We start from the raw sequence: 20,665 nt of genomic DNA, 5'->3' as shown, positions 1-20,665 counted from the left end.
ATCTCGACCCCCGCATGGCCAAGCTCGCCGGCGGTGTCCACCGTCTCGACGGCCAGCTCATGGTCGTCCTCGACGTCGACCGCGTCCTCGAGCTCGCGCCCGAGATGATGGCGGCCTGATACGCCGGCACATCCGCCGACGTACCTGCAATTGGAAGTGCCCCCGCAAAAGCGGGGAGAAGCAGAGGTTCACATGCGAACTTGTCTCGTCGTTGATGATTCCAGCGTCATCCGCAAGGTTGCGCGCCGGATCCTGGAGGGCCTCGACTTCCAGATCCTCGAAGCCGAGGACGGTGAGAAGGCGCTGGAGGCCTGCAAGCGCGGCTTGCCCGATGCGGTCCTGCTCGACTGGAACATGCCGGTGATGGACGGCTACGAGTTCCTCGGCCATCTCCGGCGCATGCCCGGCGGCGACCAGCCCAAGGTGGTGTTCTGCACCACCGAGAACGACGTCGCGCATATCGCGCGCGCGCTGCACGCCGGCGCCAACGAGTACATCATGAAGCCCTTCGACAAGGACATCGTGACGGCGAAATTCCAGGAAGTCGGCCTTATCTGAGCGACCGCCCCGGAGGCTGAACGGCTCCTTCGGCGTTTGTTTTCAACTGACCGTTTCAGTCTGAGTTGGTGAGTAATGAGTGTTGCGTTCGCAGGTAATTCGACCCCGGGCTCGTCGCGGGAAGCCGGACCTTTGCGGGTGATGATCGTCGATGACTCCGTCGTCATTCGCGGACTGATCTCGCGCTGGGTCGGTGCCGAGCATGACATGGAAGTTGCGGCGTCGCTGCGCACCGGGCTCGAGGCGGTCAACCAGATCGAACGCATCAACCCCGACGTTGCCGTCCTCGATATCGAAATGCCCGAGCTCGACGGTATCTCGGCGCTGCCGCAACTCCTGGCGAAGAAGCGCGATCTCGTCATCATCATGGCCTCGACGCTGACCCGCCGTAACGCCGAAATCAGCTTCAAGGCGCTGTCGCTCGGCGCAGCCGACTACATTCCGAAGCCGGAATCGACGCGCGAGGCGTCGGCTGCGGACATCTTCCACCACGACCTGATCCAGAAAATCCGTCACCTCGGCGCACGGCTGCGCCGCAAGGCCGCGGTCGCGAGCCCGCCGCTGGCGCCCCCAAGCCCGGCTCCGGCTGCACGTGGACCGGTTGTCGCGCGGCCTGCGGCGGCTCCGGCGGTGCATGCGTCGTCGTCCTCGGTGCTGTCCACGCGTCCGTTCTCGACCCAGGCGCCGAAGGTGCTACTGATCGGCTCATCGACCGGCGGTCCTCAGGCGCTGATGGCGCTCGTCACCGAGCTCGGCCCCGTGATCGACCGCGTCCCGGTGCTGATCACCCAGCACATGCCGCCCACCTTCACCACCATTCTCGCCGAGCATCTGGCACGCACGAGCCGCAAGCCTGCGGCCGAGGCGATCGATGGCGAGCCGGTGAAGCCGGGCCGCATCTATCTTGCGCCGGGCGGCAAGCACATGCGCGTCGTGCGTAGCGGCGCCGACGTAGCGATCGCGCTCGACGACGGTCCCGCCGTCAATTTCTGCAAGCCCGCGGTCGATCCGCTGTTCACGTCCGCCATCGACATCTGGCATGGCGCTATCCTCTCCGTGATCCTGACGGGCATGGGCTCGGACGGCATGCGCGGCGGCAAGGACATCGTCGCCGCCGGCGGCAGCGTGATCGCGCAGGACGAAGCTTCCAGCGTGGTCTGGGGCATGCCGGGCGCAGCGGCCAATGCCGGCATCTGCGCGGCGATCCTGCCGCTCAACCAGATCGGCGCCCGGGTCAATCGCCTGTTCGCGGGAGACCGCTCGTGACGCCGGTTGACTACGACTATCTGCGCAAATTCCTGAAAGAGCGCTCCGGCCTCGATCTCTCCCCGGACAAGCAGTATCTGGTCGAGAGCCGGCTGCTGCCGCTGGCCCGCAAGGCGAGCCTCGCCGGGATTCCCGATCTCGTGCTGAAGATCAGGAACGGCGACGGGCGGCTTGCAAGCGACGTGGTCGAAGCGATGACCACCAACGAGACCTTCTTCTATCGCGACAAGATCCCGTTCGATCACTTGCGCGAAACCATCCTCCCGGGGCTGCTTCGGGCGCGCGCGGCGCGCAAGTCGCTGCGCATCTGGTCGGCGGCGTCGTCGACCGGACAGGAGCCCTATTCGATCGCGATGTGCGTGAAGGAGATGGGCGCAGCCTTCGCCGGCTGGCGCATCGAGATCGTCGCCACCGATCTGTCGCAGGAGGTGCTGGAGAAATCCAAGGCTGGCGTCTACAGCCAGTTCGAGGTGCAGCGCGGCCTGCCGATCCAGCATCTGATGAAATACTTCACGCAGGCGGGCGAGGTCTGGCAGCTCAATGCCGACATCCGCGCAATGGTGCAGTTCCGCCAGCTCAATCTGTTGCAGGACTTCTCCCATCTCGGCACGTTCGACGTGATCTTCTGCCGCAACGTGCTGATCTATTTCGACCAGGACACCAAGGCGGTGATCTTCGAGCGCATGGCGAAGGTCTTAGAAGCCGACGGTACGCTGCTGCTCGGCGCCGCCGAATCTGTCGTCGGCATCACCGACGCGTTCCGTCCGATCGCCGAGCGTCGTGGCCTCTATCAGCTCAACCCGACGCGCTCCGGCCGGCCGATGGGTGGATTGATGCCGCCGTCGTTGAAGGTGGCAGCGGCGCGGTGACACCGCCATTTGCATTGCCACCTGCATTATGGCGGACCGCTGCGCGCGCCACCGGACGAGGCCTGAGCACGACGCCTGCCCGGGCAACGCAACCCACCGGATATTCGACGTACTGGCAATATACGACCGCGGAGCGGCAGGTAGCTGCAAACTGGTGGAGTTGTCAGGCCGTCCCTCCCTCGTCGGATGCGCCGTCCAAGACGCCGATCCGCTCGGCAAGAGAGACCAGTTCGGCTAATGACCGAACCTGCATTTTCTCCATCAAGCCGTGGCGGTGAGCTTTGATCGTGCGCTCGGTCGTTCCGAGCGTGTGTGCGATCTGCTTGTTGATTTTGCCCCGAACGACAAGGTCGAAGACCTGTCGCTCGCGTGGCGTCAATTTAGCGAGACGAGCACGTGCCATGTTCAGCATGTTCTGCAGGTCTCGTGATGATCGATGGTGTGCCAGGGCTCCGGCGATCGCGCGAAGAAGGTCTTCTGAGCTTACCGGCTTGCTCAGAAAATCCTGGGCACCCGCTTTTATGGTTCGCACAGTGGTCGGAATGTCGCGATAGCCGGAGAGAAATATGATCGGCAATGTCGAGCCGAGTTCGCCCAAGTGTTTTTGGAGGGCAGGGCCGTCCAAGTCGGGGATTTGCACATCGAGAAGGATGCAACTCGGAATGCTGTCGCTCGGCAGTCGGTCCAGCAACGCCTGCGCCGACGCATAGACGGCGACCTCGTAACCGGCGTGCCTTAAATGACGCTCCATGGCCGTCAGGAAAGACAGGTCGTCGTCAACAATATGCACGAGCCCCGGCACCGGTCCCCTCTCCATTGCAGAGAGGCTACCGCGCTATTCAGGGTGCCTAAGTGTCTTAGTGCACCCATTTAAGACATAGCTGATCTGTCGCAGCGAAAAGTCTCTATGCACTTTGTGCCACGCCGCCGCCGTGCCGGCCTTTGTCGATGGGCGAGCCGCGAATCCAACTGACGCTTTGAACTCGCGAAGAGAACTCCTCATCCGGCGCTACGCGGCGACACTTCTCCCAGAAGGGAAGAAGGGTATCTTTCACAAAATCGCATGCGGCAGAAACCGCGAGCCGTTGCCGGTGATCGGGCTCTCGTCCTCGCGGATCGACAGGCCGCAGGGTTCGTGATCCACCAGCCAGCTTCCCACCACTGGATGGAAGTCTGAGAAGTTCGGCAGCGGCGCGAGCGCCTGCCGCACGAATCCCTCGGCGCCATAGGGGCCTGCCTGCTCGTCGAGCGGCATTCCGCCTGATACCAGCGTGACATTGGCGCCTTCGCGCGACAGCAGCGGCTTGCGCACATAGGAGCTGCCGAGCTCGGCTGCCCGCGGATCGTCCTCGAAGAAAGCCGGCAGCAGATTGGGATGGTTCGGAAACATCTCCCAGAGCAGCGGCAGGATTCCCTTGTTGGAGAGCACCGCCTTCCACGGCGGTTCGATCCAGCGTGTCGGTGCGCCCTTGAGCTTTGCGCCGAAGCTGTCGTGGAACATCCATTCCCAGGGATAGAGCTTGAAGGCTAGCGCGATGTCGCGGCCGTCGAGATCGACGAACCCGCCGGCATCATCGCGCCAGCCGATCGCCTCGACATCCAGGAGCGTGGTCGTCAGTCCCGCCTGGCGCGCGGTGTCTTCGAGATAAGCAAGCGTGCCGGCATCCTCCTCATTGCCCGTGGTGCCGGTGAGATGGACGTGGCTAGCGGCAATCTGCTTCCAGGCTTCGATCAGTCGTTCGTGGATGGAGTTGAACTGGTCGGCGCGCGACGGGATGATGCGACGTTCGATCGCCTGTTCGAGCCAGGTCCATTGAAACACCGCGGCTTCGAAAATCGAGGTCGGCGTGTCCGCGTTGTATTCGAGCAGCTTTGCCGGTTCCTTGCCGTCGAATTTCAGATCGAGCCGGCCATAGAGGCTGCGGTCGTCTCGTGCCCAGCTCTCGGCGATCAAGCTCCAGAACGCGTCGGGTATCTTCAAGCGCCGCAGATGACGCTCGTCGCCGATGACGCGGCCGGCAAGCTCCAGGCACATCGCGTCGATCTCGCCGGTCGGCGTCTCGATGCCGCGCTCGATCTCGTCGAGCGTGAAGGCGTAGTAGGCGCGCTCGTCCCAATAGCGCTCGCCGTCGATGGTGTGGAAGGCGAAGCCGCATTGTTCGGCGGTCTGCCGCCAGTCGTCGCGCTCGGGGCAGACGATGCGTCGCATGGGTCAGCCGCCGCCAGAGAAGCCATGGCCAAACGAGCCGAAGCCGCCGCGGCTCACGCCGCCGGAGCCTGAATCGGACGACGTTCCGGACGAGGAATGGCTCGATGAATCGCTGCTGAAGAAACTCGATCGCGAGGACCAGCGTGAGCTGCCGCCGCCGCCCGACGAGCTGCTTCTGCTGCTGCAGGCGGTGCTCGCCTGCACCGGCGCGGCTCCGGGGACCGTCGCCCCGGGGACTATGGCCCCGGCAGGGGAGGGCTCGCAATTCTGCCGCGGCATTAGCGTGTAGGCGGTGGTGCCGACCGCGATCGTGCCCATCACCAGCAGCGCGACACGGCCAGAGCGCTTCACCGGCTGCTGTGCGGGCGGCGGTCCCGCCGCCGGCCGGCGCTTGCCGAACTCCTTTTTGGAGGGCTTGTCGGCCATGTCAGTAGATCATGCAGGCGGCGTTGAGCAGGCCCGCGGCGAGCGAGGACAGCCCGAGCCAGATCGCGGGCGCCAACTCGCCGGCCGCGATCCGGGCCGGCAGGTTCGGCACCGGCACCCTCACCAGAAAGAGCACGATGATCTGCACGATGAGCGCGATGATCGCCCAGATCAGGCAATCCAGCACATTGGCCGAATGCGCGATGGCGCTGACCAGCGGCGCGACGAAGCCGAGCAGGCTGAGGCCGAGTGCGATCGCCGCGGCCGGCTCGTTGTCGCGGATCAGCTGGAATTCGTTGTACGGAGTGATGCGGGTGTAGACGAACAGATACGCCACGATCGCGATCAGCCCGGTGCAGAAATAGACCAGGAAGGCGGGCAGGCCGGCGAGTGATTGCAGGATCATCGTTCCCCCATCGTGCAGCGACCATTCGTCGGCGGGGGAAGGGTAGCGGTTCAACGGCCGGAGGACGATGAGGCCGCGCTCGCATCCCCAAAAAACAAAACCCCGCCATTTGCGGCGGGGTCCAGGCTGGGAGGAGCAAGCCCCGAAGGGCTCGCGGGTAAACCCAGGATCAGGCGGGAATGCGCTCCTCGACCTCGTGCGGCTCGCGCAGCACGTAGCCGCGGCCCCACACGGTCTCGATGAAGTTGCGGCCTTCCGAGGCATTGGCGAGCTTCTTGCGGAGCTTGCAGATGAAGACGTCGATGATCTTCAGCTCGGGCTCGTCCATGCCACCATAGAGGTGGTTGAGGAACATTTCCTTGGTGAGGGTCGTGCCCTTGCGGAGCGAGAGCAGCTCCAACATTTGGTATTCCTTGCCGGTCAGATGCACGCGCTGGCCGCCGACTTCCACCGTCTTGGTATCGAGGTTGACGACGAGGTCGCCGGTCTGGATCACCGACTGGGCATGGCCCTTGGAGCGGCGCACGATCGCGTGGATGCGGGCAACCAGCTCATCCTTGTGGAAGGGCTTGGTCATGTAGTCGTCGGCGCCGACGCCGAGACCCTTGACCTTGTCCTCGATGCCGGCAAGGCCGGAGAGGATCAGAATTGGTGTCTTGATCTTGGAGACCCGGAGCTGCTTGAGCACGTCGTAGCCGGACATGTCGGGCAGATTGAGGTCGAGAAGGATAATGTCGTAATCGTATAATTTACCGAGATCGACGCCTTCTTCCCCCAAATCGGTCGTGTAGACGTTGAAGCTCTCAGACTTCAACATCAGCTCGATCGACTGCGCGACGGCGCTGTCATCTTCAATCAGCAAAACGCGCATGCCAGTTCCCCATAGTCGCCGCTCCTGGGCGTCAGGTCGGCCGCATTCGCGGCACACAACAAAACGCCTTTGAACAACTGATTCGGATCCTGACAACAGATGGTTAACAAATTCTGATTCTGGAACGCAAGCCCTGTAGATGCAATTTTCGTCGAATCGCCCTAAGGTCTTGTGTGCGAAGCAGCTTTCGTTATCCGGTTGCGTTCAAGTTCCACTTTAAGAGACGGGCCTAACCGACTCCCGCGACTCAGCCTTCTTCTGAAGGGGAGCCACGCTCAGTCACAAAGACAGTGACGCAATGATTAACGATGCGGGTAAACACGAAGTTAAGCGCCGTTCAGAAATATGGCGAAACTTAAGGTATTCGCCACGAAGCCCGGGATTATGAAGGCGATCACCTCATGAAGGCCCTCTTATGAAGGCTCTTGCCGAACAGATCGGCGACATTGACGGCATCAATATTTATGGCCGTGTGGTCGGCGTGCGCGGCCTGATGGTCGAGGTGGCCGGCCCGATCCATGCGATGTCGGTCGGCGCGCGGCTCGTGATCGAGACCGGCGGCAACCGTTCCATCCCCTGCGAGGTGATCGGCTTCTCCGGCAACAATGCCGTCGTGATGCCGTTCGCCGGCCTCGACGGCGTGCGGCGCGGCTGCAAGGCCGTCATCGCCAATGCTGCAAATCAGGTGCGGCCTTGCGCGGCCTGGCTCGGCCGCGTCGTCAATGCGCTGGGGGAGCCGATCGACGGCAAGGGGCCGCTGCCGCAGGGCCCGGCGCCGATGCCGTACCGCAATTCGCCGCCGCCGGCGCACTCGCGCAAGCGCGTCGGCGCGCCGCTCGATCTTGGCGTGCGCGCGATGAACACTTTCCTGACCTGTTGCCGCGGCCAGCGCATGGGCATCTTCGCAGGCTCCGGCGTCGGCAAGTCGGTGCTGCTCTCGATGCTCGCGCGCAACGTCGATGCCGCGGTCAGCGTCATCGGGCTGATCGGCGAACGCGGCCGCGAGGTGCAGGAGTTCTTGCAGGACGACCTCGGCGAGGAGGGCTTGGCGCGTTCGGTCGTCGTGGTCGCGACCTCCGACGAGCCGGCGCTGATGCGCCGCCAGGCTGCGTATCTGACGCTCGCGGTCGCCGAATATTTTCGCGACGAGGAGCAGGACGTCCTTTGCCTGATGGATTCGGTGACGCGCTTTGCCATGGCCCAGCGCGAGATCGGCCTGTCCGCGGGCGAGCCGCCGACCGCCAAGGGCTACACGCCGACCGTGTTCACCGAGCTGCCGAAGCTTCTGGAGCGCGCCGGTCCGGGCCTGGGCGAGGGCGCCATCACCGCGATCTTCACGGTGTTGGTCGATGGCGACGACCATAACGAGCCGATTGCGGATGCCGTCCGTGGCATTCTCGACGGCCACATCGTGATGCAGCGCTCGATCGCCGAGCGCGGCCGCTACCCTGCCATCAACATCCTCAAATCCGTCTCCCGCACCATGCCAAAATCGGCCGACCCGCAGTTCTGGCCGACCATCCAGAAGGCGCGGGCGGTGATGGCGACCTATGCCGATATGGAGGAATTGATCCGTCTGGGCGCCTACCGCGCCGGCTCCAGCCCCGAGGTCGACGAGGCGATCCGCCTGCACGAGCCGCTGGAGGCCTTCCTGCGCCAGCGCAAGGACGAAAATGCATCGCTGGCGGACGGCTACCGCCAGTTGGCGCAAATCCTCGGCAATTTGGAAACGGAACGCTAACTTTGTCCCGTCATCATCCCATCCCACAGAGTAGCAGAGCCGGTCTTGGCCCCCGTCGGGCCTGTGGGGAGACCGGTGTTGTCCCACGCGCAGCCAAGGGACTTCTGGGGAGTACGAGTCGATGAAGTCACGTGATACCCTCATCCGCCTGAAGAAGTTTCAGGTCGACGAGAAGCGCCGCCGGGTCACCCAGATCGAGACCATGATCGCCGACTTCCAGCGGATGTCGACCGATCTTGAACGCGAGATCTCGACCGAGCAGGAGCGCGCCGGGATCAACGATCCCTCGCACTTCGCCTATCCGACCTATGCCAAGGCTGCCATCCAGCGTCGCGAGAACCTGACCCGCTCGGCCGACGAGCTGAAGGGCCAGCTCGACGAAGCCAAGGCAGCGCTGGCCGAAGCCTTCGAGGAGCTGAAGAAGGTCGAGCTTCTCGACGAGCGCGATCAGGCCCGCGAACGCGCCGAGGAAAACGCCCGCGAGCAGGCCGACCTCGACAGCATCGGCCTGATGCGTGCCCGCATGGGCGCCGTCGCCTGAGACGCTAGCCGCCAGACCTGCGAGAATTTGCAGAACCCGGACCCCAAAGGTCCGGGTTTTCGCATGTGCTGTCCACAGAGTGGCGCCTCGCCCCCTTGGTGGTCGGCTTTGTCGCGCGCTATGGTGGCGGGGTGCCAGGGCCCGCGCGGAACGCGAGAGCCGCGCATTGGGGGGCTGAATGCTGACGCCAGCAGAGCTGGTCGGGCTGATTGGGGCGGTAGCGCAGGGCGATCAGGCCGCGTTCGAGCGCCTCTACGTCGCCACGCGCGCGAAACTCTATGGCATCGTGCTCCGTATCTTGCGCCGACAGGATCTCGCAGAGGAGGTCATTCAGGAGGCCTACGTCAAGATCTGGAACAGCGCCGGCCAGTTCAATCCCGCTCTCGCGTCGCCGATCACCTGGATGGCGTCGATCGCGCGCAACCGCGCCATCGACATCGTGCGCAAGAAGACGGAAGTCTCCATCGAGGAAGAGCCGCAGGCGATGGAAGTCGCAAGCGACAGCCCCGATCCGCTGGCGCGGCGGGAGATGACCGAGGAATTGAAGCGGCTCCTGGAATGTATCGGCCGGCTCGAGCCGGACCGTCAGAGGCTCGTGCTTCTCGCCTATTACAACGGCTGGAGCCGCGAACAATTGGCGGAGAAATTCGCAGCGCCCGTCAACACGGTGAAGACGTGGCTTCGGCGCAGCATGATGGATATTCGCGAATGTCTCGGGCTATGAGGGCTCTGAAGGCTCGGACTATGAAGGCTTGGGCCATGAGAGCTCGTACTGTGAGGATGGGTCTGGACCGCAAGTGATGGCCTATACGGAGGACCATATCGCGCTCGCCGCGGAATATGCGCTCGGTACGCTCGACGCCGGCGAGCGCGCGCAGGTCGAGACCATGATGGCGGTGGACAAGGCGTTCGCCGATGTCGTGCAGGCGTGGGCATTCCGGCTCGGCGTCCTCAACCAGATGGTCGGCTCGATCCAGCCGCGTCCGATCGTATGGGAGAACATCAAGTCCGAGCTCGCGCGGACGGCCTTTGCGCAGGAGCCGCCAGCGCTGCCGGATGTCGCGCCGCCACCTGTGCCGGAGTTTTCCTCGCCCGATACCGTGCCTCCGCAGGTGCCGTCGGAGACTATGCAGCAACCGGGGCCGCAGCCGCCCGAAGCGGAGCAGCCCGATCCGGCGCGACTTGCGTCCGATGCGCTTCCCGATGTCGCGCCGATATTCATGCCGCAGGTCCACGCGCCGGACCCGGAGGTCGTGCGCGCGCCACCGCCGCCGGTTGCCGACAACAGCAACGTGATCCAGCTCGAGGGCCGCGTGAAGCGCTGGCGCACCATCGCATCCGCCGTCGGCGCGCTCGCGGCCGCGCTGCTCGTGACGCTGTCGCTTCAGATCTTCCAGCCCGAGGCGCTGCCGGGCGGCTTGCGACCGGCGCCACGCATCCAGACGGTCGAGGTGAAGACACCGGCGCCGCTCCCGGCGGCGGCGTCGCAATATGTGGCGGTGTTGCAGGGCCAGGGCGGCGGTCCCGCCTTCATCCTCACCATCGACGGTGCGACCAAGAACTTTACCGTGCGCAAGGTCGGCGCGACACCGGAGCCCGGCAAGAGCTTCGAGCTCTGGCTAATCTCCGACAAGCTGCCGCGTCCGCGCTCGCTGGGTGTGATCGGCGCCGGCGATTTCACCGCGCGACCGGTGCTCGGTTCGTACGATGCCGACGTCGTCAACGGCGCGACATACGCGGTCACCGTCGAGCAGACCGGCGGTTCGCCCAGCGGCCAGCCGACCTCGGCGCCTGTATTTTCCGGCAAGCTGATCGAGACCGTGCCGCCGTCACAGCCGCAGGCACCCGCGAAGAAGTAGGTTTCTACTGTCGTCCTGGCGAAAGCCAGGACCCATTACCCCAAGAGCTTGTCGCAAGAATGAGTGGTGGCAACACGGGTGAGCAACCACTCAATCCCGGGGTAATGGGTCCTGGATCGGCGCTCGCTCTGCTCGCTTGTCCAGGACGACACCGAGGGAGGCATTGGACGCTTCAACATCGTCGTGGCAATGCCTGATCGTTTCCTGTCGCCACGGTCCGTCCCGCCGTCGTATCCCGACAAATCCCGCCGAATCCGCCCCCAATTTGAACCTCTCTGCATGTCGCGGCGTCAAATGCCCGGAATTTGCAGTCGGCGCCCCCCAATCATGGTGCCGGAGAGGGGCGAGAAATCAGATGGATGCAGCGAAAACGTCGGGCATCTTCATTCACCAATATGCGGGGCTGCCACACGGCCCGGCCTTCGAACATTGGCGCGAGCGGACTTTCGGAGCCTGCGGCCTGGATATCGGGCCGAGCCGGGGCGATAGCATCGATTGCCGGCTTCAGGTCAGCGTGGTCGACAATATCGCGCTCGCCATTCCCGAAGGCGCTTCCGCGCAATATTCGCGCACCCAGAGCCACCTTGCCGACGGCAGCGACGATCTCGTCCTGATCGCGGCACATGCGGGTCTCGTCCGCGTCGGGCAGAACGGCCATGCCGTGGAGCTTGCGCCCGCGCAGATGGTGCTCGTCGACATGGGCATCACCGGCACGGTCGGCCACACCGAGGAAGATCGCTTCACCACCATCCGCATGCCGCGCCGCGCGCTGCTCGACATCAATCCGCGCGCCGAGGACAAGCTGTCGCAAGTGCTCTCGGATGGCGCGGTCGCCGAGACGATTTTCCGCTACCACTCCCTAGCGGCCCATCACGCGCCGCATCTCGACGCCGTCGGCCAGCGCCTGACCGCGCAGCACATGGTCGATCTCGTCGGTCTCCTGCTCGGCACCGATGCCGAACATGCAAGTCTCGCGCGCGGGCGAGGTCATGCGGCGGCCCGTCTCGATCTCATGCGCGCCGACGTGATGGCCGCGCTTGGCCGCAACGATCTTTGCCTGTCCGAGATTGCCACGCGCTCGGGCCTGAGCCCGCGCCAGGCACAGCGCCTGTTCGAGCAGGCCGGAACGACCTTCACCGAATTCGTGCTGGAGCAGCGCCTGCTGCAGGCGCGCAAGCTGCTCAGCGATCCCCGCGCCAGGACGCGCAAGATCAGCGACATCGCGCACTCATCCGGCTTCTCCGATCTGTCCTATTTCAACCGCGCCTTCCGCAAGCGCTTTAGCGCGACGCCGTCGGAACTGCGCGAGGCCTAAGCCGCGCCGACAATTTGTGCGGCGCGGCGGTGCCGCCGCCGTTGGTGCGCCCGGCCGGATGAGCTATATCTGTCTGCGCGGTCAGACGGCTTGATCGTTCGTCGCTTCGTCGTCGCTCTCTTGGGAAATGCAGTCAACGGACATGGCGCGTATCGTCGTGCTCGGCGCCGGGTTTGCAGGTCTGTGGGCGGCCATCGGTGCCGCACGCAAGCGCGAGGAGATCGGCGCGGCCGGCCGTGACATCGAGATCCGTGTCGTCGATCGCAATCCCTATCACAACATCCGCGTCCGCAATTACGAGGCCGATCTCAGCGAGGTCGCGCTGCCGCTGCCGCAACTGCTCGATCCGATCGGCGTGAGTCACGGCATCGGCGCCGTCGAAGCCATCGATCCGGAACGGCGCGAGATTTCGCTGGTCACGGGTGGTGGCGACGAGACGCTGGCTTATGACCGGCTGGTGCTGGCGCTCGGCAGCGAAGTGATGCGTCCCGACATTCCCGGCCTTGCCGAGCATGCTTTCGATGTCGACACTTATGCAGCGGCGCTCCACCTCGAGGGCCATCTCACTTCGCTCGGACGCAGCGTGCCCGCGCCGGGGCGCTCGACGATCGTCGTGGTCGGCGCGGGCTTCACCGGCATCGAGGTCGCGGCCGAGATGCCCGACAGGCTGGCGCGTGCCGGCATCACCGGCAGCCACCGTATCATCCTGGTCGATCCCAATCCTGCCGTGGGCGCAACGATCGGCGCGCATGCGCGTCCCGTCATCGATGCGGCGTTAGCCTCGCTCGGCGTCGAGACACGGCTTGGCGTCCGTGTCGTCTCCGTCGAGGCCGCCGGCCTGCGCCTGAGCTCGGGCGAGGTCATTCCGACGCGGACAGTGATCTGGTGTGCCGGGATGCGCGCGAGCCCCTTGGCCGCGAGCTTCCCGGACGCACGCGATCGCCTTGGGCGCCTTCTCGTCGATCCCATGATGCGGGTTGCGGATGTCGGCGGCGTGTTCGCGGCCGGGGATGTCGCCTCGAGCGTGGTCGACGGCTTGCATCCGACCGTGATGTCCTGCCAGTTCGCGCGTCCCATGGGCCGCTTCGCCGGCCACAACGTGGTCGCCGATCTCGCGGGCCTGCCGATGCTGCCGCTCCGGATCGACTGGTATGTGACCGTGCCTCGATCTCGGCGGCTGGGGCGCGCTCTACACGGAAGGATGGGACCGCGAAGTCCGCGCCACCGGCGCGGCCGCGAAGGCAACCAAGCAGACCATCAACCGCAAGCGCATCTATCCGCCGCTCTCGGGGCGCAAGGATGAACTGTTCGCCGCAGCCGCGCCGACTGTGCAGGCGCCGCCGCCGACGTATGGGGCGCGGTAGTCCCAATTCGGTGTCATCGTCCGCGAAGGCGGACGATCCAGTATTCCAGAGACAGCGCGGGAATACGGAGAGGCTGCGGCGTACTGGATTCCCCGCCTACGCGGGGAATGACAGCGCCAGTAGCACACAGTTGCCCGTGCTACATACGCCAGCAAACAATACTCCAGACATGAGAAAGCGCCCGTGGGGGGCGGGCGCTTTCTGTAGTCGACTTGGGGTTGGGGTCGTCTACATATCCACGTGGCGACTTTGGGGGGCTGATAAAGAGCCGCGTGAATTCCTGAAACTCAAATCTCCTTAGCGAACGAGCGAAACGTTCGAGCTGGTGATGGCGATCGGCTTGCCGGCCTTCATGACGCGAGCGGTCTGGGTCAGGCCTTCATCTGAACTCGTTCGCGCGGTGATCCCGAGACCCGCCACCGCGATGCCGGCAACGAGCGCGACAACCACGATCTTGAGGTGGGTCGAGCGATCTGCGCTGTAAATCGAGTGGTTCATGGAAGGCTCCTGCCGCCACCTACCCGAAGTAGTCGCCTGCGTGTTTGGGCAGGTTCATGCTTCCGGTGCCGAACAACCTAGTATTGGGGGGATTCGTTCCCAAGGGGCGATCACAAGAGCGTGACAGGACGTGAGAAGCCGCGATCAAAAACGGCCCTTGATCGTGCAATTTCGCAATTATTTCAAAGCTGTAATGTGTCTGCCAGGCGCCTTGCCGGCCGTCGATCGGCAAGGCGCCAAAAGCTTAAAAACCATTTGCCTGTGGCCAAAAAACACACGGCTTCTTAAGGCAAATCAGATGCTTCCGACCGTTTTCAGTCTCGCCCTGGGGTGGATTTCAGCCTGCGACAGCACGGTCGTCTGGGCCCGGAACCGCTCGACCAGGGAACGCACGAAGGGACGAATTGCCGCAGAGGTGACCAGCACCGGGGCCTCGCCCTCGCGCGCGGCGCGCTCGAAAGCCTCGCGCACGCCGGTCATGAACTCCGACAGCTTCGAAGGCTGCATCGCGAGGCTGCGCTCCTCGCCCTGGCCGATAATGGATTCGGCGAAGGCTTGTTCCCAACGGGCCGACAGCGCGATCAGCGGCAGGTAGCCGCTGTAGGAGGTGTTCTGCGCACAGATCTGGCGCGCCAGGCGGGCGCGGACGTGCTCGACCATGGTTGCGGGATTGCGCGAGAAGGCGAGCGAGTCCGCGATGCCTTCGAGGATGGTCGAGAGGTCGCGGATCGAGATGCGCTCGGCAAGCAGCAGCTGCAGCACGCGCTGAATGCCAGAGACCGTGACCTGTCCCGGCACGATGTCCTTGACCAGCTCGCCCTGCTCCTTCGGCAGCTCCTTGAGCAGCTTCTGCACCTCGCCATAGGAGAGCAGGTCCGACATGTTGGCCTTGAGCAGCTCGGTGAGGTGGGTCGAGAGCACGGTCGCGGCGTCGACGACGGTATAGCCCTTGAGCGAGGCCTCCTCCTTGAGGCTGGCATCGACCCAGGTCGCGGGCAGGCCGAAGGTCGGCTCGGTGGTGTGGATGCCGGGCACCTGCACCTGGCTGCCGCCGGGGTCCATGACCATGAACTGGTTCGGCCAGATCTTGCCGGTGCCGGCGTCGACCTCCTTGATCTTGATGATGTAGGTGTTGGCTTCGAGCTGGACGTTGTCGAGGATCCGCACGGCGGGCATCACAAAACCCATCTCGATCGCGAGCGAGCGGCGCAGCGCCTTGATCTGCTCGGTGAGGCGGTCGGTGCCGTCGGGGCCGTTGACCAGCGGCAGCAGGGCATAGCCGAGCTCGATCTTGAGGTCGTCGATCTTCAGCGCCGCGGAGATCGGCTCCTCCGCCGCAGCGGAGCCCGGTGCGCCCGGCATTCCCGGCGCAGGTGCGGTCTTCGCAACTTCCTCAGCCCTGGCAGTCGCCCGGTTGCGGTTGCGGGCGTTCCAGGCGAGCGCGCCGGCGCCGGAGCCGAGCGCCAGGAAGGGAAGGGTTGGGATGCCCGGCAGGGCCGCCAGCACCAGCATGACCGCCGCGGACATCGCGAGCGCCTGCGGATATCCGGAGAACTGCTTCATCAGCGCCTTGTCGGCGGCGCCGGACACGCCGGCCTTGGAGACGAGCAGGCCGGCGGCGGTCGAAACGATCAGCGCCGGCACCTGGGTGACGAGGCCGTCACCGACGGTCAGCAGCGTGTAGCTGCGGCCGGCATCGGCAAACGACATGCCCTGCTGCGCCACGCCGATGATCATGCCGCCGACGACGTTGATGAAGACGATCAGGAGGCCGGCGATGGCGTCGCCGCGGACGAATTTGGAGGCACCGTCCATGGCGCCGAAGAAGCCGCTCTCGTCCTCCAGATCCTTGCGCCGCTGCTTGGCGACCGCCTCGTCGATCAGTCCGGCGGAGAGATCGGCGTCGATCGCCATCTGCTTGCCGGGCATGGCGTCGAGGTGGAAGCGCGCCGCGACTTCGGCGATACGGCCCGAACCCTTGGTGATGACGACGAAGTTGACGATGATCAGGATGGCGAAGACGATGATGCCGATGACGAAATTGCCGCCCATCACGAAGCTGCCGAAGGCTTCGATGACGTGACCGGCGGCGTCCGTGCCCTCGTGCCCGTGCGACAGGATCAGGCGGGTCGAGGCCATGTTGAGCGACAGCCGCAGCATGGTCGAGATCAGCAGGACGGTCGGGAAAGCGGAGAATTCCAGCGGCGCCTGAATGAACAGCGACGTCATCAGGATCAGGATCGAGAGCGTGATCGAAATTGCCAGAAACAGGTCCAGCACGATCGCGGGCAGCGGAAGGATCAGCACCACCAGGATGGTGAGCACGCCGAGCGCCAGCGCGATATCGCCGCGTTTGAGGATGTTGCCGATCTCGGCAAGGGTGGGGAAACCGGCGTTTGTGCCGCCTACGCCCTGTCCCGCGGTGACGTCGACCATGGTAGCTGCCCCTCCGCGCGACTGCCGTCCGCGCGCCCCAAACGTCTGCGCGGCGGCCGAAGGGCCGCCGTTTCGAAAGTGAGGCACCGCACTGGCGTCCACGGGAGCTCCCGTTCTACGCGGCTGACGACACTCGACTCCACTGGGCAATTCTTGCCGGGTGTATGGTTAGCAAAGGGTTAATAACGGGTGCGGCATGGGGGCTGACTGCGGTATTTCGGCCATCTGGCGGGCAAGCAGCCGTCATGGCCGGGCTTGTCCCGGGCATCCACGTTCTTCATGCCGCGCCGAAGGCGTGGATGGCCGGGACGAGCCCGGCCATGACGTTGTGGAAGCGTCGGGCGCCGAAAATTGGCGGACGGAGGAAGTCGCCCTACTTCGCCCTCTCCATCCGGGTCACCGTATAGCCCGAAGCCGCCTCCTCGGCTTCGAAAGTCACCTTGTCGCCGACCTTCACCTGCTTGAGCACGGCCGGGTCCTTGACGCGGTAGACCATGGTCATGGGTTCATCCATGCCGAGATTCTTCGCGGGCCCGTGCTTGAGGGTGATCTTGCCGGCGCCCTCGTCGATCTTCTTGACCTCGCCGCTGATCGCGGCGCCCTGGGCCGCCAGGGCACCTGTGGCAAGGCCGATGGCCAGCGACAGCGCTGCGGCGATACGGATGATGCGGTTCATGGGAGCCTCCTTGCGTTACTTTACGGTGACGTGGCCGACCATGCCGTAATCGCGGTGGTCGGGAATCAGGCACGAAAATTCGAACGTGCCGGCCTTGCTGAACTTCCAGAGGATCTCGGTGGTCTTGCTCGGTGCGAGCCTGACACCGTTGGGATCGTCGTGCTCCATGTGCGGATGCTTTTTCATCTCCACCGCATGCGCGAGATTCTCCTTTGTGGTGGCGAGCAGGAATTCATGGTCCTCCTTGCCGACGTTGCGCAGCACGAAGCGGATCTGCTCGCCGCGTTTGACCTCGATCCTGGCGGGTGTGTAGTCCATCTCGTTCAGGAGGATCTCGATCGTGCGCGCGGATTTTTTCGGATCGCCGGGCTCGCCGGCCGAAAAGGTGCCGTGCCCGTGCTGGTCGTGGGCAAAGGCCGGCGCGGTGGAAAGCGCGGCCAGCGCAAGACCGAGCTTGATCGTCGTCTTCATTGATATCTCCAGTTGGTGGTGGTTCATCGAAACGCTCACATCTTCATGTTCTTCATCGGCGGTCCGGCTGGTTGTTGCCGCACGGGCTCCGGGGCCGGCGGCGTGATCTCGTAGGCGACTGTGCCTTTCGGGAATTGGTAGGGGCCGGGATCGCGATAGTCGTCGCGCGCGAGGCCTTCGCGGATCTTCATCACCGTGAACATGCCGCCCATCTCGATCGGGCCGAACTGACCGGTGCCGGTCATCATCGGCAGCGTGTTGTCGGGCGCGGGCATCTCCATGTTGCCCATCGCCATGCCGGTCGAGCCCATCGCCATGCCGTCGGGCGCGAGCTTGCCGACGGCTCTGGCGAGATCCTTGCGCGACACCCCGATCATGTTGCGCATGTCGTGTCCCATCGCATTCATGGTGTGATGCGACTTGTGGCAGTGGAACGCCCAGTCGCCGGGATTATCGGCGAGCACGTCGAACACCCTGACGGCGCCGACCGGCACGTCCGTGGTCGTTTCCGGATATTGCGCGCTCTCCGGAATCCAGCCGCCGTCGGTGCAGGTCACGGCAAAGCTGTGGCCGTGCAAATGGATCGGATGGTTGGTCATGCTGAGATTGCCGATGCGCACGCGCACCTTGTCGCCGAGCCTGACCGGCAGCGGATCGATGCCGGGAAACACCCGCGCATTCCACGTCCACATGTTGAAGTCGGTCATCTCGTTGACCTGCGGCAGATACGTGCCGGGATCGACGCGATAGGTGCTCATGACGAAGACGAAGTCGCGGTCGACGGCCCGAAAGTTCGGATCGCGCGGATGCACGACGACCATGCCCATCATGCCCATCGCCATCTGCACCATCTCGTCGGAATGCGGGTGGTACATGAAGGTCCCGCTCTTCTTCATTTCGAACTCGTAGACGAAGGTTTTTCCCGGCTGGATGTGCGGCTGGGTCAGTCCGCCGACGCCGTCCATGCCGCTGGGAATGATCATGCCGTGCCAGTGCACGGTGGTGTATTCGGGCAGTCTGTTGGTGACGAAGATGCGGACCTTGTCGCCCTCGACGGCCTCGATCGTCGGACCCGGCGACTGGCCGTTATAGCCCCACAAATTCACCTTCATGCCCTCGGCGAATTCGCGCACCACGGGCTCGGCAACGAGATGGAATTCCTTCCAGTCGCCGTTCATGCGGAACGGCAGCGACCAGCCGTTCAGCGTGACGACGGGGCGATAGTCCGGCCCACTGATGGGGTGCAGCGGCGGCTGCATCACCACCTTGTCCATGTGCGGGGCTTCCGGAATGGAGCCGGCCTGCGCGCGGCCGCTGACGACAGATGCGCCGGCGAGCGCGGCGCTGCCCAGAAATCCTCGGCGGGAAAACATATTGGCCTCCATGTCAGTGACCGCCATCGGCAGGCGCTACCGCGGCGAGAGTGGTTGAATTGTCGCCGTCGGCAGGCGCGCCGCCGCCGTTAACGGCGGTCTGCAGGTCGGACTGGGCAAGGAAAAATCTTTGCCTGGCATCGATTGCACCGCGCAGCGAGGCGAGCCGCTGCCGCGCCTCGGTGAGCAGCGCGAAAATATCGACCTGCATGCTGGAGAAGCGGAGCTGCATCTCCTCTGTGATGATTTTTCGCAAGGGGATGATCTCGCGCTGATAGTGGCTGGCGATGTCGTAGCCGGAGCGATAGATCCGGTAAGCATCGCGCGCCTCGGAGCGTACATTCACGGCGCGCTCGGTCAGCCGATTGAAAGCGAAATTGTAGGTCTCCGCCGCCTGCCGCACCCGCACCTCGCCGCCGTCGAAGATCGGGATCTGGAACTGGACGTCGAAGCCGCGCTCGCGGAACGGCGGGCCTTCCGGATCCCGGGTGCGGCGGGAGATGCCGGCGAGACCGAGCAGTGTCACGAAGCGCGTCGCCTCCGTGAGATTCAGCGACTTCGCCAGCGCCGTCAGCTCGAGCCGCGCGATCTGAAGGTCGATGCGATGGGCGACCGCGTCGGCTTCGATTGACGGCAAAGCCTGCGGCCGGCGCGGCAGCGGCGGCAATTGACTGGGCAGACGGAAGTCGAGGCCGCCGTCCCACAGCCCCATCAGGCGCGCGAGCTTTTCGCGCGCGCTCGTCGTCGTCTGTCGCGCGGTGGCGAGGTCGGCGGTGGTTTCGGCGTAAAACACCTGTTCACGAGCCTGATCGAGCTTGTTGATCGAGCCGGTTTCGCCGAGCTTGACTGCGAGCTGCGCGGTCGATTCTGCCGTCGCCTTCGCATCCGTCAGCAACACCACCATCTCGTTGCCGCCAACGGCGCGCCAATATGCGCGGCGGACATCGGCGGCAAGCCGCAACGTCGCCAGACCCGCGCGCAATTGCGCCTGGCGAAAACGGTCGCGCGCGATCTCCGAGCGGAACGGCAGTGTGGCGAGCGCGAGGATGTCGCCGACAATTTGACGCTCGATTTCGCTGGCGCCGTTGCCCGAGATCCGCGAGACCGAGAACACGGGATTGGGCGGCAGGCTCTGCTCGACGAGATCGGTCTCGGCCAGCGCCAGCTCGTTATAGGCGGCCTGGAGCCCCTTGTTGTTGAGCAGTGCGATCTGCACGGCGGTCTCGACGCTGAGTGTTCGCGAGAGCAGTTGGCGAACGCGCGCGTCGGCCGCGCCAGCTCCCTCGGCCGTTCGCACGAAAGCGACATCCTTGTTGATGGTCTGGCTCGTCAGCTCGGAGACGGCATTCATGCCGCTGTCGGGCGAGAGGGCGGCACAGCCCGACAAGCCGAGCGAGGCAAGAACGAGCAGGCTTGGCGCGAGACGGTTTGTCATGGCGTGCTCCTACCGGTCTTGCTTGGGCTGCGGCGCGACGCTCTCGTTGCGCTCGCGCCATGGTGCCGGCGTCGCGGGCCGCGGGCTGGTGTACGGCGCAATCGTCGAATGATAGCCGGCGCGCGCGACCTTGGCCGCCGGATCGGCAGGATCAGCGCCGGCGATTTGTGTCGTTGCCGGCATGCAGCCGGACAACGCCAATGCGGTCGCGGCCAGCAGCGGCCAATTGAATCGAAAGTGTCGCCCCCGCGCTGCGGATGCAGCGGCGGACTTCGCCTCGGAAAGCGTAAGCATGATTCATCCCTGATCTGTCTGGAGACCACAGGCTCACGCACGCAGATGCGCGCTCGG

At 64.7% G+C, this 20,665-nt stretch carries 20 protein-coding genes and 3 pseudogenes; 10 read left to right on the top strand and 13 right to left on the bottom strand.

The genetic code is table 11. The annotated features are described in order from the left end of the window. The 4 genes and pseudogenes from ABIC03_RS36270 to ABIC03_RS36255 all read left to right on the top strand — a co-directional run. Positions 1-119, top strand: a pseudogene (locus tag ABIC03_RS36270) (chemotaxis protein CheW); the annotation flags it as partial. Positions 120-192: 73 nt separating this feature from the next. Beyond that, positions 193-558: a response regulator gene (locus ABIC03_RS36265; RefSeq protein ID WP_007600538.1), complete on the top strand. Its 366-nt coding sequence runs from the start codon at positions 193-195 to the stop codon at positions 556-558. A 75-nt stretch (positions 559-633) separates the two neighbouring features. Then, positions 634-1,824: a protein-glutamate methylesterase/protein-glutamine glutaminase gene (locus tag ABIC03_RS36260; RefSeq protein WP_354065343.1), complete on the top strand. Its 1,191-nt coding sequence runs from the start codon at positions 634-636 to the stop codon at positions 1,822-1,824. Continuing rightward, positions 1,821-2,693, top strand: coding sequence for a CheR family methyltransferase (locus tag ABIC03_RS36255; protein WP_247398857.1), 873 nt, complete (start codon positions 1,821-1,823; stop codon positions 2,691-2,693). The genes ABIC03_RS36260 and ABIC03_RS36255 overlap by 4 nt, the downstream gene beginning before the upstream one ends. On the opposite strand, the pseudogene ABIC03_RS36250 reads toward ABIC03_RS36255, so the two are convergent. The 6 genes and pseudogenes from ABIC03_RS36250 to ctrA form a co-directional block, all read right to left on the bottom strand. After that, a pseudogene (locus ABIC03_RS36250) lies at positions 2,620-2,826 on the bottom strand (hypothetical protein); the annotation flags it as partial. The gene ABIC03_RS36255 and the pseudogene ABIC03_RS36250 sit on opposite strands and share 74 nt — an antisense overlap. A gap of 30 nt (positions 2,827-2,856) precedes the next feature. Beyond that, complete coding sequence (locus ABIC03_RS36245) at positions 2,857-3,495, bottom strand: response regulator transcription factor (protein WP_354065340.1); 639 nt, start codon at positions 3,493-3,495, stop codon at positions 2,857-2,859. A gap of 249 nt (positions 3,496-3,744) precedes the next feature. Beyond that, complete coding sequence (locus tag ABIC03_RS36240; RefSeq protein ID WP_354065338.1) at positions 3,745-4,902, bottom strand: glutathionylspermidine synthase family protein; 1,158 nt, start codon at positions 4,900-4,902, stop codon at positions 3,745-3,747. A gap of 3 nt (positions 4,903-4,905) precedes the next feature. Beyond that, positions 4,906-5,328, bottom strand: coding sequence for a hypothetical protein (locus tag ABIC03_RS36235; RefSeq protein WP_275172213.1), 423 nt, complete (start codon positions 5,326-5,328; stop codon positions 4,906-4,908). A gap of 1 nt (position 5,329) precedes the next feature. After that, complete coding sequence (locus ABIC03_RS36230; protein ID WP_211381727.1) at positions 5,330-5,734, bottom strand: DUF350 domain-containing protein; 405 nt, start codon at positions 5,732-5,734, stop codon at positions 5,330-5,332. 169 nt (positions 5,735-5,903) lie between these two features. Continuing rightward, entirely contained in the window at positions 5,904-6,605 is a 702-nt protein-coding gene (ctrA, locus tag ABIC03_RS36225; RefSeq protein ID WP_007600544.1) for a response regulator transcription factor CtrA, read from the bottom strand. A 415-nt stretch (positions 6,606-7,020) separates the two neighbouring features. On the opposite strand from ctrA, the gene fliI reads away from it, so the two are divergent. From fliI to ABIC03_RS36195, 6 genes and pseudogenes are all read left to right on the top strand, one after another. After that, positions 7,021-8,346 carry a flagellar protein export ATPase FliI gene (fliI, locus tag ABIC03_RS36220; RefSeq protein ID WP_106946294.1) on the top strand — a complete coding sequence of 442 codons (1,326 nt, stop codon included), beginning with the start codon at positions 7,021-7,023 and terminating at the stop codon, positions 8,344-8,346. Between the two features lie 121 nt (positions 8,347-8,467). Further along, positions 8,468-8,887, top strand: coding sequence for a flagellar export protein FliJ (gene fliJ / locus ABIC03_RS36215; protein WP_007606301.1), 420 nt, complete (start codon positions 8,468-8,470; stop codon positions 8,885-8,887). Between the two features lie 178 nt (positions 8,888-9,065). Continuing rightward, entirely contained in the window at positions 9,066-9,611 is a 546-nt protein-coding gene (locus tag ABIC03_RS36210; protein WP_275172211.1) for a sigma-70 family RNA polymerase sigma factor, read from the top strand. Between the two features lie 76 nt (positions 9,612-9,687). Next, a complete protein-coding gene (locus ABIC03_RS36205) occupies positions 9,688-10,746 on the top strand; it encodes an anti-sigma factor (RefSeq protein WP_354065335.1) in 1,059 nt (352 codons plus the stop codon). A gap of 355 nt (positions 10,747-11,101) precedes the next feature. Next, on the top strand, positions 11,102-12,061 hold the full coding sequence (locus ABIC03_RS36200) for a helix-turn-helix transcriptional regulator (protein ID WP_354065333.1): 960 nt from the start codon (positions 11,102-11,104) through the stop codon (positions 12,059-12,061). A gap of 142 nt (positions 12,062-12,203) precedes the next feature. Beyond that, positions 12,204-13,425, top strand: a pseudogene (locus tag ABIC03_RS36195) (NAD(P)/FAD-dependent oxidoreductase). Positions 13,426-13,722: 297 nt separating this feature from the next. Here the strand turns inward: ABIC03_RS36195 and ABIC03_RS36190 are convergent. From ABIC03_RS36190 to ABIC03_RS36160, 7 genes are all read right to left on the bottom strand, one after another. Beyond that, the gene (locus tag ABIC03_RS36190) at positions 13,723-13,923 is read right to left on the bottom strand and encodes a hypothetical protein (RefSeq protein ID WP_007600553.1); all 201 of its coding nucleotides are present in this window, start codon (positions 13,921-13,923) and stop codon (positions 13,723-13,725) included. A gap of 294 nt (positions 13,924-14,217) precedes the next feature. After that, positions 14,218-16,359 (bottom strand): flagellar biosynthesis protein FlhA, encoded by a 2,142-nt coding sequence (gene flhA, locus ABIC03_RS36185; RefSeq protein WP_275172205.1) that lies wholly within the window; start codon positions 16,357-16,359, stop codon positions 14,218-14,220. Positions 16,360-16,732: 373 nt separating this feature from the next. Beyond that, positions 16,733-17,035: a copper-binding protein gene (locus tag ABIC03_RS36180; RefSeq protein WP_354065330.1), complete on the bottom strand. Its 303-nt coding sequence runs from the start codon at positions 17,033-17,035 to the stop codon at positions 16,733-16,735. 15 nt (positions 17,036-17,050) lie between these two features. After that, positions 17,051-17,506, bottom strand: coding sequence for a cupredoxin domain-containing protein (locus ABIC03_RS36175; protein WP_354065328.1), 456 nt, complete (start codon positions 17,504-17,506; stop codon positions 17,051-17,053). 35 nt (positions 17,507-17,541) lie between these two features. Continuing rightward, positions 17,542-18,879 (bottom strand): copper oxidase, encoded by a 1,338-nt coding sequence (locus tag ABIC03_RS36170; RefSeq protein WP_354065326.1) that lies wholly within the window; start codon positions 18,877-18,879, stop codon positions 17,542-17,544. A gap of 13 nt (positions 18,880-18,892) precedes the next feature. Further along, positions 18,893-20,314 (bottom strand): TolC family protein, encoded by a 1,422-nt coding sequence (locus ABIC03_RS36165; protein ID WP_354065324.1) that lies wholly within the window; start codon positions 20,312-20,314, stop codon positions 18,893-18,895. Between the two features lie 9 nt (positions 20,315-20,323). After that, positions 20,324-20,608 carry a hypothetical protein gene (locus ABIC03_RS36160; protein ID WP_354065322.1) on the bottom strand — a complete coding sequence of 95 codons (285 nt, stop codon included), beginning with the start codon at positions 20,606-20,608 and terminating at the stop codon, positions 20,324-20,326. Positions 20,609-20,665: the final 57 nt, after the last annotated feature.

The sequence above is a fragment of the Bradyrhizobium sp. RT6a genome, assembly GCF_040547675.1.
Taxonomy (GTDB): domain Bacteria; phylum Pseudomonadota; class Alphaproteobacteria; order Rhizobiales; family Xanthobacteraceae; genus Bradyrhizobium.
Note: the sequence above shows the minus strand (reverse complement) of the source record. Positions and strands in the feature narration are given on the sequence as shown.

What these genes read in the sequence shown, in the direction of transcription:
- ABIC03_RS36260 (WP_354065343.1), top strand. Translation starts at nt 634, where the DNA reads ATGAGTGTTGCGTTCGCAGGTAATTCGACCCCGGGCTCGTCGCGGGAA.
- ABIC03_RS36160 (WP_354065322.1), bottom strand. Translation starts at nt 20,608, where the DNA reads ATGCTTACGCTTTCCGAGGCGAAGTCCGCCGCTGCATCCGCAGCGCGG.
- ABIC03_RS36265 (WP_007600538.1), top strand. Translation starts at nt 193, where the DNA reads ATGCGAACTTGTCTCGTCGTTGATGATTCCAGCGTCATCCGCAAGGTT.
- ctrA (WP_007600544.1), bottom strand. Translation starts at nt 6,605, where the DNA reads ATGCGCGTTTTGCTGATTGAAGATGACAGCGCCGTCGCGCAGTCGATC.
- ABIC03_RS36200 (WP_354065333.1), top strand. Translation starts at nt 11,102, where the DNA reads ATGGATGCAGCGAAAACGTCGGGCATCTTCATTCACCAATATGCGGGG.
- ABIC03_RS36205 (WP_354065335.1), top strand. Translation starts at nt 9,688, where the DNA reads ATGGCCTATACGGAGGACCATATCGCGCTCGCCGCGGAATATGCGCTC.
- ABIC03_RS36240 (WP_354065338.1), bottom strand. Translation starts at nt 4,902, where the DNA reads ATGCGACGCATCGTCTGCCCCGAGCGCGACGACTGGCGGCAGACCGCC.
- ABIC03_RS36190 (WP_007600553.1), bottom strand. Translation starts at nt 13,923, where the DNA reads ATGAACCACTCGATTTACAGCGCAGATCGCTCGACCCACCTCAAGATC.
- fliJ (WP_007606301.1), top strand. Translation starts at nt 8,468, where the DNA reads ATGAAGTCACGTGATACCCTCATCCGCCTGAAGAAGTTTCAGGTCGAC.
- ABIC03_RS36210 (WP_275172211.1), top strand. Translation starts at nt 9,066, where the DNA reads ATGCTGACGCCAGCAGAGCTGGTCGGGCTGATTGGGGCGGTAGCGCAG.
- flhA (WP_275172205.1), bottom strand. Translation starts at nt 16,359, where the DNA reads ATGGTCGACGTCACCGCGGGACAGGGCGTAGGCGGCACAAACGCCGGT.
- ABIC03_RS36235 (WP_275172213.1), bottom strand. Translation starts at nt 5,328, where the DNA reads ATGGCCGACAAGCCCTCCAAAAAGGAGTTCGGCAAGCGCCGGCCGGCG.
- ABIC03_RS36175 (WP_354065328.1), bottom strand. Translation starts at nt 17,506, where the DNA reads ATGAAGACGACGATCAAGCTCGGTCTTGCGCTGGCCGCGCTTTCCACC.
- ABIC03_RS36165 (WP_354065324.1), bottom strand. Translation starts at nt 20,314, where the DNA reads ATGACAAACCGTCTCGCGCCAAGCCTGCTCGTTCTTGCCTCGCTCGGC.
- fliI (WP_106946294.1), top strand. Translation starts at nt 7,021, where the DNA reads ATGAAGGCTCTTGCCGAACAGATCGGCGACATTGACGGCATCAATATT.
- ABIC03_RS36230 (WP_211381727.1), bottom strand. Translation starts at nt 5,734, where the DNA reads ATGATCCTGCAATCACTCGCCGGCCTGCCCGCCTTCCTGGTCTATTTC.
- ABIC03_RS36170 (WP_354065326.1), bottom strand. Translation starts at nt 18,879, where the DNA reads ATGTTTTCCCGCCGAGGATTTCTGGGCAGCGCCGCGCTCGCCGGCGCA.
- ABIC03_RS36180 (WP_354065330.1), bottom strand. Translation starts at nt 17,035, where the DNA reads ATGAACCGCATCATCCGTATCGCCGCAGCGCTGTCGCTGGCCATCGGC.